16 protein-coding genes are annotated in these 13,927 nt (G+C 43.3%); 13 read left to right on the top strand and 3 right to left on the bottom strand.

The window, feature by feature from the left end; all coding sequences use genetic code 11:
- Positions 1-4: 4 nt before the first annotated feature.
- The 8 genes from CXL14_RS02195 (at position 5) to CXL14_RS02160 (ending at position 5,971) form a co-directional block, all read left to right on the top strand.
- Positions 5-649, top strand: coding sequence for a response regulator (locus CXL14_RS02195; protein ID WP_014416791.1), 645 nt, complete (start codon positions 5-7; stop codon positions 647-649).
- 141 nt (positions 650-790) lie between these two features.
- A complete protein-coding gene (locus tag CXL14_RS02190) occupies positions 791-1,726 on the top strand; it encodes an ABC transporter ATP-binding protein (RefSeq protein ID WP_014416792.1) in 936 nt (311 codons plus the stop codon).
- Between the two features lie 8 nt (positions 1,727-1,734).
- Complete coding sequence (locus tag CXL14_RS02185) at positions 1,735-2,922, top strand: ABC transporter permease (RefSeq protein WP_014416793.1); 1,188 nt, start codon at positions 1,735-1,737, stop codon at positions 2,920-2,922.
- The gene (locus CXL14_RS02180; protein ID WP_014416794.1) at positions 2,919-4,061 is read left to right on the top strand and encodes an ABC transporter permease; all 1,143 of its coding nucleotides are present in this window, start codon (positions 2,919-2,921) and stop codon (positions 4,059-4,061) included. The genes CXL14_RS02185 and CXL14_RS02180 overlap by 4 nt, the downstream gene beginning before the upstream one ends.
- Positions 4,062-4,074: 13 nt before the next feature.
- On the top strand, positions 4,075-4,254 hold the full coding sequence (locus CXL14_RS02175; RefSeq protein WP_017419310.1) for a hypothetical protein: 180 nt from the start codon (positions 4,075-4,077) through the stop codon (positions 4,252-4,254).
- Between the two features lie 103 nt (positions 4,255-4,357).
- Positions 4,358-4,834 (top strand): DUF4879 domain-containing protein, encoded by a 477-nt coding sequence (locus tag CXL14_RS02170; protein WP_014416796.1) that lies wholly within the window; start codon positions 4,358-4,360, stop codon positions 4,832-4,834.
- A gap of 80 nt (positions 4,835-4,914) precedes the next feature.
- Positions 4,915-5,163, top strand: coding sequence for a sigma-G-dependent sporulation-specific acid-soluble spore protein CsgA (locus CXL14_RS02165; protein WP_025650163.1), 249 nt, complete (start codon positions 4,915-4,917; stop codon positions 5,161-5,163).
- Positions 5,164-5,272: 109 nt separating this feature from the next.
- A complete protein-coding gene (locus tag CXL14_RS02160; protein ID WP_053285454.1) occupies positions 5,273-5,971 on the top strand; it encodes a YqeB family protein in 699 nt (232 codons plus the stop codon).
- Positions 5,972-6,015: 44 nt separating this feature from the next.
- On the opposite strand, the gene CXL14_RS02155 is transcribed toward CXL14_RS02160, so the two are convergent.
- Positions 6,016-6,276: a hypothetical protein gene (locus tag CXL14_RS02155; RefSeq protein WP_003156732.1), complete on the bottom strand. Its 261-nt coding sequence runs from the start codon at positions 6,274-6,276 to the stop codon at positions 6,016-6,018.
- A gap of 185 nt (positions 6,277-6,461) precedes the next feature.
- Between CXL14_RS02155 and CXL14_RS02150 the strand changes: the two genes are divergently transcribed.
- From CXL14_RS02150 to CXL14_RS02135, 4 genes are all read left to right on the top strand, one after another.
- Complete coding sequence (locus CXL14_RS02150; RefSeq protein ID WP_014416799.1) at positions 6,462-8,081, top strand: glutamate/serine transporter AimA; 1,620 nt, start codon at positions 6,462-6,464, stop codon at positions 8,079-8,081.
- Positions 8,082-8,479: 398 nt separating this feature from the next.
- Positions 8,480-9,217: a hypothetical protein gene (locus tag CXL14_RS02145; protein WP_014720664.1), complete on the top strand. Its 738-nt coding sequence runs from the start codon at positions 8,480-8,482 to the stop codon at positions 9,215-9,217.
- A 62-nt stretch (positions 9,218-9,279) separates the two neighbouring features.
- Positions 9,280-10,482, top strand: a complete 1,203-nt coding sequence (locus tag CXL14_RS02140) for a hypothetical protein (protein WP_101287645.1) — start codon at positions 9,280-9,282, stop codon at positions 10,480-10,482.
- Positions 10,483-10,547: 65 nt separating this feature from the next.
- Entirely contained in the window at positions 10,548-10,796 is a 249-nt protein-coding gene (locus CXL14_RS02135) for a DUF2651 family protein (protein WP_014720665.1), read from the top strand.
- Between the two features lie 181 nt (positions 10,797-10,977).
- On the opposite strand, the gene CXL14_RS02130 is transcribed toward CXL14_RS02135, so the two are convergent.
- Together CXL14_RS02130 and glpT are read right to left on the bottom strand one after the other, a co-directional pair.
- A complete protein-coding gene (locus tag CXL14_RS02130; RefSeq protein ID WP_014416802.1) occupies positions 10,978-11,865 on the bottom strand; it encodes a glycerophosphodiester phosphodiesterase in 888 nt (295 codons plus the stop codon).
- A gap of 95 nt (positions 11,866-11,960) precedes the next feature.
- The gene (glpT, locus tag CXL14_RS02125) at positions 11,961-13,295 is read right to left on the bottom strand and encodes a glycerol-3-phosphate transporter (RefSeq protein ID WP_014416803.1); all 1,335 of its coding nucleotides are present in this window, start codon (positions 13,293-13,295) and stop codon (positions 11,961-11,963) included.
- 334 nt (positions 13,296-13,629) lie between these two features.
- On the opposite strand from glpT, the gene CXL14_RS02115 reads away from it, so the two are divergent.
- On the top strand, positions 13,630-13,872 hold the full coding sequence (locus CXL14_RS02115) for a DUF2651 family protein (protein ID WP_007408994.1): 243 nt from the start codon (positions 13,630-13,632) through the stop codon (positions 13,870-13,872).
- Positions 13,873-13,927 lie beyond the last annotated feature (55 nt).

Genomic DNA, 13,927 nt, shown 5'->3' with positions numbered 1-13,927 from the left:
TCAAGTGAATGTCATGATTGCAGACGACCAGTCCATTGTGAGAGAGGGGCTGAAAATGATTCTGAGTCTTCACGAAGGAATTCAAATATCGGGAGAGGCTTCTTGCGGCGAAGAGGTTCTCCGGCTGCTTTCTCAAACCGAAACTGATGTGATTTTGATGGATATCAGAATGCCCGGTATGGACGGAATCGAAACGACAAAAGCGGTAAAAGCGCGATATCCGTCCGTAAAAGTCATCATTCTGACAACGTTTGAAGATGATCACTATATTTTTGCCGGGCTGAAAAGCGGAGCCGACGGCTATCTCTTGAAGGATGCTGATTCAGATGAAATTATCGCCTCCCTTCAAGCCGTTTATGAAGGGAAGATGATGCTGAATCCCAAAATCACGGTTTCCGTCGTAAAAGCGCTGAACAATATGGAGATCCCTGCGGTGCAGGAAGAGCCGCAGTCAAAGCTGACGGAGATTCTCACGCCGAGAGAGCTTGATGTGGCGAAACACATTATGGAAGGCAAAAGCAATAAACGCATTGCCGCAGACTTATTTCTGACTGAAGGCACTGTGAAAAACTATGTATCCAGAATCCTCGATAAACTTGAAGTGTCAAACAGAACCGAGCTTACTTTATATTTGCAAAAATTGCTATAACCCCGCTTCACCCTCCTCTCTCTCTTTTTATCACTAAACATATGACGAAAGTAATATCCATATCGAGTACGAAAGTGAATAGAAAACAAGGATTGCCGAGAGTAGAATAAGTGCAGACATGACACAAGGAGTGCTGCATGAATGCTCGAATTAACGGATTTGACAAAGAAGTACGGCGATTTTACCGCTGTCAATCATATATCACTGCGCGTCGAAAAAGGCGAGATATTCGGTCTGCTGGGACCAAACGGCGCCGGTAAATCAACAACGGTGTCGATGATCAGCACCGTGCTCCCGCCGACGGGCGGAACAATCTGCATTGACGGAACCTCATTACAGGAGCAGCCTGCGGCCATAAAAAAAGTGATGGGAGTCGTCCCGCAGGAAATCGCTTTATATCAAGCGTTAAGCGCAAAGGATAATCTGGCTTTTTTCGGGAGTCTGTACGGACTTTCCGGTAAGGAGCTTTGTAAACGGGTTGATGAAGTGCTGGACATCATCGAATTAAAGGAACAGCGAAATCAAAGGATATCTGAATTTTCAGGCGGTATGAAAAGACGGGTGAATATCGGTGCCGCGCTAATGAATGAACCGAAACTATTCATTTTAGATGAACCGACCGTCGGAATTGATCCGCAATCCAGACATCATATTCTTCAAACCGTGAAGACGTTAAATCAAGAAAAAGGGATGACCGTCATCTACACGAGTCATTACATGGAAGAGGTCGAATACCTCTGTGAAAAAGCGGCGATCATGGATCACGGCTCAATCATTGCCTGCGGGACGAAAGACGAATTGAAGCAGTCAGCCAAAGCCTCTGATACCTTGATCGTGAATGCAGAGGGGCTGAATGATGATGCCGTTAAAAAAATCCGCCGCATTCCCGGTGTTGCCGAGGCTGCTGTCAGCCAGCAGACCATTACGATGCTCGTCTCTGCGGCAGATCGCAATATCCTTGATATTGCGGATGATATCAGGAAAACCGGTATCACCATTAAGGGCATTCATTTCGAGGAAGCCAATCTGGAAAGCATTTTCCTCCGGCTCACCGGCAAAACGCTGCGGGATTCATAGGGGGCGTCATGAAAATATTATTCAGGCTGATCTTATTAGATTTTCGGTTATTGGCCGGAGCAAAGTCTTTCTATATAAAACTGATTCTGTTTCCGGCACTGATGATTTTTATTTTAGGAACGGTTTTTCACGGCGATTCGAAAGTGAAGCCATTTCAGACTGCGTTTTATAATGCGGATCACGCGGAGAGTTCTTTGGGCGACGTATTAAAGAATGACGTGCTGAAACAAACTGATCTCATCCGTGTAAAAGACATAGGCAGTTACCAAGAAGGGAAACAGCTTGTCGAAAGCGGCAAAGTCTCCGTTTTTGTATACGTGCCGAAAGGCTTTGCAAAAGCGGCAGAACACAATGAAAAAACAAGTATCAAAGTCATCTCGGACCAACAAGGCTCTGTAAACGGAGACATTGTGGAAATGATGGCTGATTCGTTTGTCACCAGAGTAAAAGCGGAGATCGGTGAAGAAAAAGCGGTGCTGAAGAAGTCGGGACATCTGTCAAAGGGAGATGCCAGCAAAATCATCAGCGGCCTTTCGGGTGAACGTGAACAGGCTGTCACCATTCCGAAACAGTCGGCCGGCAATCACGCGGCCCCGATTGATGCGATGCAGTATTATTCAATCGCAATGGTCGTCATGTTCTCCATTATGACCGCGTTTGCGCTCATTCACGGGATAGTGGAAGAGAGACAGCAGCACACGTTATTCAGAATCAAATCAATGCCTGTTTTACGTATCCAGTATGTGGCGGGTAAGCTTTTGGGAATCATGCTTGCCATCCTTATGCAAATGGCTGCCGTCATCATCGCAAGCAGCATCTTGTATCAGGTAAAATGGGGCAATTTGTTTGAAATATTGCTGGTTACGATTGTTTATTCATTTGCGATCGGCAGTATCGTGCTTCTTTGGGGGGTTGCTGCAAAAAACCACGAGACCGTCTCAAGCATGGCGGCTCCCATTTTATACGGATTCAGTTTTTTAGGCGGAAGCTTTATCGCAAAAGACGGCTTGCCTGACAGTTTGAAAATCGTGCAGGAGCTGATACCGAACGGCAAAGCGATCAACAGCTATGTCAGTGTCACGCAGCATGCCGGTCTGAGCGGTATTCTGGCGGATTTGGCAGAGCTTGCCGCCATCGGCGCCGTGTTTTTATGTTTGACCATCTGGGTGTTTAAACGGAAGGAGGCTGTTTCATGACGCAGCTGTTATTCATGATCAGACATCAGCTGAAACTGATGCTGCAAAATCGGGCTGCCATCTTTGCGACGATTTCCGCCCCGCTCCTTCTCACATATTTCTTTTCCTTTTCTGCGGATGGCAGTCAGCAGAAGGAAGTATATGTAGCTGATAAGGATCAGAGCGCCTATTCAGCGCAATTTATGAAAATGATTCAGACAGCCGGCCATATAAAAGTCACGAAGGTCACGGAGGACGTATTAAAAACAAAGGTTAATCATCAGGATATTTCCTTCGGATTGCTGATCGGCTCTCATTTTGAAGAAAAATTATTTTCCGGAGATGAATTGAACGTTTCATTTATTCAGAATGAAGAAAAGGGTGATGCTGTTTTGACAGAGCAGCTGATTGCGCAGCAGGCGGGCGCGCTGAAAAAAATAGTCCGCGATGCAAAAGTGATATCCCGCACGCTGCACACCGACGGGAAGCAGGCGGCAGCTGATCTCTTGAAGGATATTCAGGATCATTCCGCCGTCAATGTTGACCGCCATCACGTTTATGAAGGCGGACAGGCAGCCGACAGGCTTATCGGATTTTTAGTGATGTTTATCTGGTTCGTTGCAGTCCAAAGCCTGCGATCATTTATAGATGAACAAGAAAATCATACATATGACAGATTGCTGAGCACGCCCGTTTCCTATACGGCATATGCAATCTCTAAGTTTGCGGCGGCGTATCTTTTCGGACTTCTCCATATTATCGTGATCCTCGCTGCCGGAACATTCATGCTGCATATCCGTTTTGCTGATCATGTTTTTGCTGCGGGAGCGGTGCTTGCGGCCTGCTCGTTTGCGCTGACTGCTGTAACGATGGCCGTGATACCGTTCATGAAGAGCCAAAAGCAATTCACGTCGCTTGCTTCCGTTTTTATAGCTGTCACGGGTTTATTGGGAGGGGCTTTCTTCACTTTAGACGCGGCTCCGGAGTACATGCGGATGCTGTCGTTGTTTACTCCTGAAAAATGGGCGATCGGCTCATTTCAAAACAATGGCGGAGGCAGCATGCAGATCGTGCCGCTGAGCCTGTTTCTTGCTGCCGGTGCAGCGTCATTAGTCTTATCACTTTATATGATAAACCGTCATATGAAAAAAAACGGTTAGAAGGGTGGCTGCTTTGTATATGGCAGAAATAATCGGAATCATAGAATTGCTCGCGGGAGCCGCAATGAACGTATGGATCGGGAGGCTCGGAAAAACCTTCTTCGGTAAAGATGACAGAAGTTCGAGAGTCGTGTTAAGAATCTGCGGCATCTTTCTCATGATCAACGGCGTTTCAAGAGCGTTTCATATCTAGTTCACAAAGTGTTCCGGACTCTTTTATAAAATGTAATCTTTTTCCTTGTAAATCGTGTAAAATAGTATAGGATTCTACGAAAAGAATAAGAGGGGGAAGAAACATGAAAAAGAGACTCGTTATGCTATTTGCGGCGGCCGCCGCTGTTTTGTTGCTTGTGAGCGGGTTGTGGGCTCCATCAGCGTCTGCGGCGCCGGCTCCTGCTTTAACACAAATCCGTATTATCGGTGTGACGTCTGACGGTCAGAGTTACCAATGGGAAAATATCGGGCCGAACCAAATCAGCGCATCAAAACCGATGAAGGGTACAACGGGTTATTTAGCCGTATATTTCCAAGGGTATCCGAACAATAACACGATCCAGGCGTTTAACAACGGAACGAATATTACAAATCTTACGTCAAAAGCGCTGGAAGATGAATATACGAAAAACGGCAATATCGTTACAGGCTATATTAAATATTACAGTGTTCCTCTTCCTTATGTCAGTTCAGGAACGTTCTCTTTCTCCGCAACGGGGCTGAACGGGCCGTACACACCGTTAAGCAGCGGATTTTTCTCCATTCAGGTACAGAGTTAAAACAGCCGCCCGGTGCTTTCATGTATAGTTTTTCTCTCTTTCCGGGAAGCTATTCCTAAAGAAAAGGGAGGGCTTACATGATGGACAGGACACTCGGATATTTGCGCGAGTCGCTTTCGAACCACTTGGAGCATGATGTGTGCCGAAGGATTTATAAAAAGCTTCAGGTGAAGCATTATGAAAATGAGGGCGAGTTTGTGAAAGATCTAAATGATTTGGAAATGGATGCGCTGAATCAGGTGCTTGAAAAGGAAATCAAATATGCTGAGAACGAGCAGGATGAGAAGCGCACGATGGAATTGAATGAAGTATATGAGCTCCTGTTTTAAAAAGCCTCCCGGCGGTCGGGAGGCTTTTTATTGTTTCGGAAACAGTTTACAGAATCATCCAACTCTTTGTATAATGGATAGTTGTGAAAAAAACAGACGGAGGAGAAACATGAACGAAATAAAAAAACAGACGGTTCTTGAGTTATCATCGGTTGAAAAAGCTTTAGTTTTTCTGGTGCCGCCATTATTGGGGCTGGTCATCGGATGGTTTCTGCCGGTCATTGCGAAATGGGCCGTAACATTGGATTGGCTGCCTGTTATCGGGCCGCTGGAAATGATCGCTTCTTTTCACGGATGGAAGGCTGCGGCTGTCATCGCCGTTATCGGCTTAATCGGGGGAATGTGGCTGACGCGGACTGTTTTTAAAGAATGTCTTACGGCGGTCGTGACGGACAGCGAGGTGTCCTTAACCATATATAATGAAGAAAGCGTGTTTTCGAAAGACAGCATTTCCGGTGTGTTTACGGATGAGAAGCATCTTGTCTTATTAGGCACTGAAGGACAGGAGCTTTTTCGGGAGAAGCTTGAGCCGGCGGTTGAAAAAGCGGCTGATGCGTTTCGCGCGCATGGATATGTCTGGCTGGGGACGGAAGATCCTTTTAAAGAAGAATACAAACGGTGGGTGCCGGACACGCCGGATTTGGAGCCGGGGGCAAATGCTCTTTTAAAAGCGAGAGAAAAGGCGCTGAAAGAGGAGGAAAAGGCTGATGCGAAAGAGCTGAAAGCGGAAATATCCAAACTGGGCATTACTGTGCGGGAGAAAGGATCGCGCCAATATTGGCGGACCTATAAAACGCCGTCTGCATAAAAAAGCTGCCGCCGTTTGATACGGCCGGGCAGCCCGGGAACAGATTATTTCTTCTTGTCATCATAATATTGAACCGGGTACATGGAGCCTTCGGATACCATTTTGTTATCTTCAATATCTTCGGGATGCGGGTTGCCTGCTTTGTTGACGGGGAATGATTCAATATCCTGCTTCCCGGAGAGCGATGTTTTCATATTGCGGATAAAGTTCATCACCTTTTGGCGGTTTGATTTATCTTTGAGCAGGTAGGAAGTCACTCCGACAGTCGACACGGCAAGTCCTGAAATGAGCAGTTTTTGTTTCACGATAAAAACTCCTTTCTATTTCTGGCTTGCAGTAGTTATTCCCGCTTAACGGCTGTTTAAACATCTGAAGGGTAATTTTGGCTTTCCGCTTTAATGCGATAAAGATTGACAAATCTATTTTCAGAATAATATTATAAATATATGATAGCGCTGGAGTCATATTTTAATTGAAAGGTGTTAACTTTATGAATCAATTACATCGCAGAATGGGAACGTTTGCACTCATGATGGTCGGACTTGGGTCGATGATTGGCTCCGGCTGGTTATTCGGGGCGTGGCGGGCGGCTCAGATTGCGGGACCTGCCGCAATTATTTCCTGGATTATCGGTATGATCGTTATTTTGTTTATCGCACTTTCTTACAGTGAATTGGGTTCAATGTTCCCGGAAGCCGGGGGAATGGTAAAATATACTCAATATTCTCACGGATCATTTATTGGATTTATCGCAGGATGGGCAAACTGGATTGCGATTGTTTCCGTTATTCCGGTGGAAGCGGTTGCGTCTGTTCAATATATGAGCTCATGGCCGTGGGAATGGGCAAAATGGACAAGCAATCTCGTTCACAACGGCACTCTTACGGGAGAGGGGCTCGGCTTCGCATCCGTATTACTGATTATTTACTTTTTACTGAATTTTTGGACAGTTAACTTATTTTCAAAAGCGAATTCATTGATTACCATATTTAAAATCATTATTCCGGGGCTGACAATCGGAGCGCTGCTGTTTACCGGTTTTCACGGCGGAAACTTCACATCCGGTTCAAGCATTGCGCCGAACGGCTGGGCAAGCGTGCTGACGGCGGTGGCCACATCAGGTATCGTATTTGCGTTTAACGGGTTTCAAAGCCCGATTAACATGGCCGGCGAAGCAAAAAATCCCGGCAAATCGATTCCGATTGCGGTTGTCGGTTCGCTGCTGGTCGCAACCGTCATTTACGTCCTATTGCAAATCGCATTTATCGGGGCGGTTGAACCTTCCATGATCGTTCACGGCTGGAGTCACCTGAACTTCAACTCTCCATTTGCCGATTTGGCGATCGCATTGAATATCAACTGGCTTGTCATTATTCTTTATGCGGACGCGTTCGTATCTCCGTCAGGAACGGGTATCACTTATACCGCTACGACGTCCCGCATGATTTACGGCATGGAAAAAAATAAATATATGCCGAGCATTTTCGGAAAGCTTCATCCGCTGTACGGCGTGCCGCGCCAAGCGATGATTTTCAATCTGATCGTATCGTTTATCTTTTTGTTTTTATTCAGAGGATGGGGCGTGCTTGCTGAAATCATTTCCGTTGCGACGCTGATTTCTTATATCACGGGTCCCGTGACGGTGATGACGCTGCGGCGGACGGCGGCGGATTTGTACCGGCCTCTCCGTCTGAAAGGCCTGAGCGTGGTTGCACCGCTCGGCTTCGTGTTCGCGTCTCTCGTGCTGTATTGGGCGCGCTGGCCGTTAACAGGGCAGGTGCTGTTTATCATTTTGATCGGCCTTCCGATTTATTTCTACTACCAAGCGAAAGCGAAGTGGAAAGGATTCCGCAGAAACTTTAAAGGCGGCGTCTGGATGGTTGTCTATCTGCTCAGCATGATGGTCATTTCATGGCTCGGAAGTGAAAAATTCGGCGGTCTGAACATCATTCCGTACGGCTGGGATATGGGGCTGATCGCAATCGTTGCCCTTGCCTTCTATGCGTGGGCGCTGAAGAGCGGATTCAAGACTGAGTATTTGAAAGACGCCAAAGCAATCAACGATCAATTAAAAGGCGGACAGGCGGAAGCCGCTGCCGGAAAAGAGTAGTGATTGATAAAAACCTTGCGGTAACGTCCCCGCAAGGTTTTTTGATCGGACGAAAAAACATGGGTTCGATACAGACGTGACGATGAATGAGCAAGCCTAACGACAGAACAACCAAGGCCAGTATTCTTTTTTTCTCATGATTTCTCCGCCTTATCAATAACTGTCTTCCATATTAAACAATGAATGTAAAAGATATGTTGGGCAACTATTAATCTTTTATGTGTTTCTTTCTTCTCCGTAACTTCATCCGTTTTCCTGTACTTCAAGTCAAAGTTTTAGAGACAAAACAAATAATTAACCATAGAGAAAATACAGTACGTAAGTCGTGTTTGAAATAATTGTATAATAAATTAAAATATAGAAAAATAAACAAATAGTTGGAGGTAATAAGTGTGGAAATGCGGAAATTTTTTGCAACATTATGCATCGTTACTCCCTTAGTATTTGGAGGTTTTACGAGTGTTAAGGCTGTGGACTCGTATAATTCAGAAACAGTAAACTACATATTGAAAATGAATCCGAATCTGTCGAAAAAAGAATTGATTGACTCCGTTAATAATCTAGTTAAACAAGATAATAAAACATCTAATGAGATTTTAGAGGAAATTAAAACTGAATTAAAAAAGCAAGAAAAGCTAGATAAAGAAGAAGATAAAAGCAATAGAATGAGCACAATGGGCAAGAATAGCGGATCAAAAATTATAGGATCCAGCTCCAAAGGTAATGTTTACTATACACCTGCATCTACTTTTGGGCTTCCGCATGGACATGTCGGTATGTACTATAAGGGAAATCAAATTGTCGAATCGGTTCCTAAAAAAGGTGTTCGTGCAATAGCTTCCTCGAAACGTAAGGTCGAAAAAAACGCTGTAATTCAAAATGTAAAAGTTTCTAGTTCTAAAAAAAATAATTCAGTAAATTGGGGTTACAGCAGGGTTGGGAAGGATAGTTATTCATACAATTTTGCAACAAATAGAAAATCGAGCCATTATGGTGATAAAAACTGTTCAAAACTATTATGGTCAGCTTTTAAGCTAAAGGCTGGTATAGATATGGATAAAGATAAAGGTATGGGCGTCTATCCAAGAGACATCAGAGATTCCGGTTATACAAAAACTATTAAAACAATTAGATAAATTATTTTCACTCCCTAAGTTTATTTAGGGAGTCATTATTATTTTAAGGAGTGAGATTATATTTGAACAAAATTAAGTGGTTAATTATAATTGCGGTCATAGTATTAATAGGTATATTTATATGTATCGGAACTTTTAAATATACTAATACAGTTTCTGATGTTAAACAAACTGAAACAGAAAAAGAAAAGAATTTCTTGAATGATAAAATTGCAGCTATATATTATTCAGCTACAATAGATTACCCTAAAGATGGGAGTTATACTGTATATATTGATGAAAAAGGAAAAGCAACAGCTGTAAAAGGAGATGCTATTGAAGTTGGAACCATTGCACAAGATGAAAAAAACATAGTTAGACAGGACAAAAAAGAAGTATATATGATAGGTGATAGCTTTAAGAAATTCCCGATGCAACATCAAGTACATACAAGTTATGGGCAATCATCAGGCCATTTAATAAAAGAAAATATCTTTTATTTTTTGAATAATCAAGGAGTCGGTGAAAACCATTATAATAGTTTAATTAGATGGGGTAACGGCAGTGGATTTCATGAAAAGATTATTCCGGGTTTCTATACAAGTACCGGTAATGACGGTGAATATATTTACGTGATAAATGAAGATTCTTCAATCAAAACACCGACTTTTCAGGGTATTAAAATAGATAAAGATAAAGTTACAGTAGGGAAAGGAACAACAATTCCTATATTAAATGAAGAAAATTGGAGTGTTTATTCACAGATAATAGTTAAAAAAAGCTCAGCCTTTTTTATACTATATAACCAAACGGATAAATCAAACAAAGTACAATTCAAAGTAGCAGAAATTGATTTAAAGCATAATAAGTACAAAGGGGCTTTTCCTTTAGGCAGCTATAATATCCCTGAGGAAATTTCTCAACTGGCAATTCCTCTTTCCACTAATAACTTTTTTGTAAAAAATGACACTTTGTATCATTTGGCAGCTAATTCAATACTTTATACTTTTGATCTGAAAAGTATGAAGCCGAAGAAAAAACTCCCATTACATAGATCAACAAAATTTGAAAACCAAGCAAAATTCACTTATTTTGATGAGTCTGAAATTTTCTTGTTAGAAATAAGCAAGGGTGGGAAATATGTGATTAATTCTTACTCTTATAAAAACGGAAAAAAATTAAAATCTACTCCTATCAGAGGACTTGAAAAAATTATTAACAATACCCATGTTTCTGAATATGACTTTTTTATGATTAAGAAAAACAAAGAAGTATGGGGTAATTAATATAATGGCTAGACAGCTGAGTGAGTATACTTAAGGGGAAATTAAATTCACAAAGGAGAATAATAATGGATGAGCTAGATCTTGCTTTTGGTATTTTACCACTTTCTATTATCGTCTTATCGATCATATTCACTTATATTTTCAAAAAAGTGTATATAATGCCGCTTGTCAGTATAGTTGTTTCTGTCATACTAATGTTTACTGTTTTTAATCTATCTTTCTGGGGATGGGTTGTTGTCTATGGTTTAGTATCACTTGTATTATCGTCTATTACAAATAGTATAAGAAAGAAAATAGATAATAGAAATAAATAATTATATCCTTTTGTTTGTAAGGTATCATAGGTAATTCACAATTACAGTGATACCTTTAATTAATATAAAGGTGAATGTAAGCTTGAATAATATGCTCCGCCCGCTACATAACCCATGCTGGCGTTTGCATTATCGGGCGAAAAAACATGGGTTCGGCATCATCTCCGAACCCATGCTGGCTTTATGATTTGTATTCTTTTTTAACCTTTTGGAATATATCCGCATAGTTGGTAAACACACCGGTTACGCCCCAATTCAGCAGACGGCGCATGTCCGCCTCGCTGTTCACGGTATAAGGATGAAGCAGAAGGCCGTGGCTGCGAATGTTTCGGACATTTTGAGCGTTCAGCGCTTTGTAATCCGGTCCGATTCCGACGGCATATGTTTTAATGTCCGTTAAATCTGTGTCAGTCATTGACGTCATCTGTTCCGCTTCAAGCAATTGGACGGCGGGAAGTTTCGGATCGAGCTGTTTGATTTTCAGAAGGCTGTCCCTGCTGAAAGACTGAATGATAACTTGTCCAAGTTTCGCATGCTTACCTGCCAATTTGTATTTTTTCAGTGAAGCGATCAGTTTTTCTTCCATACCCGGATATGTTTCGGGCGCCTTTGTTTCAATATAATAGTTTGCATGTCTGCCGAACCGTTTTAACACGTCATCAAGTGTGGGAACGCGAAGTCCGGCGTATTGCGGTTTTGCTTTTTCCGGATAGGCCTTATTGAACCAAGAGCCGGCGTCGAGCTTTTGAATCTCGGCTAATGTATGATCCTTCACCCAGCCTTGTCCGTTTGTGGTGCGGTCCAATTTTTCATCATGCATGACGATCAGCTTGCCGTCTTTTGTCATTTGTAAATCCAGCTCAATATAGTCAGCCTTCATTTTTTGCGCAGTTTCATAAGAAAGGATCGTGTGCTCCGGGACATACCCCGAAGCACCGCGATGGGCAATGGTCAAAATTCTGTCAGGAGACAAGAGGTTTCCTTTTCCCGCCGCCGATACAGGCGTGACGATGAATGACAATAAACCGAATGAAAGCAATACCAAAGCAAACAATTTATGTTTCCGCATGTTTTCTTCCCCCTTAAAAATCAATATCTGTCTCTAGTGTAGAAAATCGTTGTAAATGCTGTACTGCAAAAATATTAATCTTTTATGTTGTTTTCTTACACATGCACCGCCCGCTTGCCCGTATTCCACGTCATAGCCAAGAAGACGATGGACAGCACGCATGAGGAGATAAGCATGATAAAGCCGCCGTTCCAGTCAAAGCGGTCTACGACATAACCCATGATGGCGTTGGCGAAAGCAGAGCCTCCGATGTAGCCGAAAAACCCGGTTAAGCCGGCTGCCGTTCCCGCCGCTTTTTTAGGCGCAAGGTCAATGGCCTGAAGCCCGATCAGCATGACAGGTCCATAGATTAAGAAGCCGATGCTGATCAGCGCGATATTATCGATGAGCGGATGACCGGCAGGGTTAAGCCAGTAGACCAATACAGCGATAAATACGCCGGCCATGAACAGTACGCCTGCCGGCGCGCGGCGGCTTTTGAAAAACCGGTCGCTGATCCAGCCGCACAAAATCGTTCCCGGAATTCCCGCATATTCATAAAGGAAATAAGACCATCTGGAATCTTCAGGAGAGAATCCTTTCGCTTCCGTCAAATAAGTCGGCGCCCAGTCAACGACACCGTACCGAACGAAATAAACAAAGACATTGGCAAATGCGATATACCACAGAAATTTATTATTCAGCACGTATTTGAAAAGAATTTCTTTGGTCGTCATCTCTTTTTCCTGGTCTTTGAACGCATGTTTCGGATAGTCATTCCGGTATTCTTCAATCGGCGGAAGCCCGCAGGATTGCGGCGTGTCCCGAACGAGAAGAACAATCACAAATGAAATGACGATGGCGATAATCGCCGGAAAGAAAAACACGCTTTTCCAAGTAACAAACATGGCGATGCCGAGAGTCACGAGCGGGGCGAGAATACCTCCGCCTATGTTATGGGCGACATTCCATATCGACATTTTCGTGCCGCGTTCACTGATGGAAAACCAATGAGCCATCGTTCGTCCGCAAGGCGGCCAGCCCATTCCTTGAAACCATCCGTTAATAAACATAAAAATGAACATAATCGTCACGCTTGACGTGACCCATGGCATGGAAACAAATAAAATGTTTACGACACCTGACAAAAACAGACCTGTCGCAAGGAAATACCTCGGGTTGCAGCGGTCAGACACCATCCCCATAATAAATTTACTGAAGCCGTAAGCGATTGATACGGCCGCAAGCACCAAGCCGAGTTCCCCTTTTGAAAACCCTTGTTCCTGAAAATAAGGAATAGCGAAGGCAAAGTTTTTGCGAAGCAAATAATACCCGGCATACCCGATGAAAATCCCCAAAAATACTTGCAGCCTGAGCCGTTTATAGGCCGCATCCGTCTTTGAATCATCCAATCTCTCAATATGCGGAGCCGGCTTGAACAATTGAAACATCATATCCTCCCCTTTGCTGAACGTCTATCATGATGTATGTATGACTCCTTTCCTTGAAAATGACAAAAAGAACCAGAAATCACCCTTGTGAAAGGGCGGGGTTTCCTGGTTCTCCTCATCTCCATCCAAAAATCATTAACTTGTGTATGATAACGCTTTCTTAAATTATCACAGTCTGACGTGAATGTAAACGCTTTAAGGAAAGTTTTCATTTTTTTGAATAAATAACCGGAGGGAATATCAGCCGGAGCGCGAAAGATTTGAAGTACTCGATTTTGTACTCAGGCATAAGATGTGTTAGGCCGAACTAAGAAAAGCGAAGGGAGTGCATCTGTTGATTGATGAATTGGATTTTGCGTTCGGTGTTCTGCCGCTTTGTATCATCATCTTGTCAGTCGCCGGAACGTATTTGTTTAAAAACGCGTTCATTATGCCGGCTGCCGCTTTAGCCGTTTGCCTTATATGCACATTTACCGTATTGAATTTCTCGTTTATCGGGTGGGCCGTTGTGTACACGCTTGTCTCTTTCGCGTTATCGCATATTACGATGGTGGTGATCAGCCAAAATAAAAAATAGGATCGGCGGCAGCCGATCCAGCTATCAAAAGCAGAGATGCGCTCTCTGCTTTGTT

It is taken from the genome of Bacillus sp. SJ-10, assembly GCF_002843505.1.
In the GTDB taxonomy this organism is placed as follows: Bacteria; Bacillota; Bacilli; order Bacillales; family Bacillaceae; genus Bacillus; species Bacillus velezensis.
This window is presented reverse-complemented; position numbering and strand designations above follow the sequence as displayed.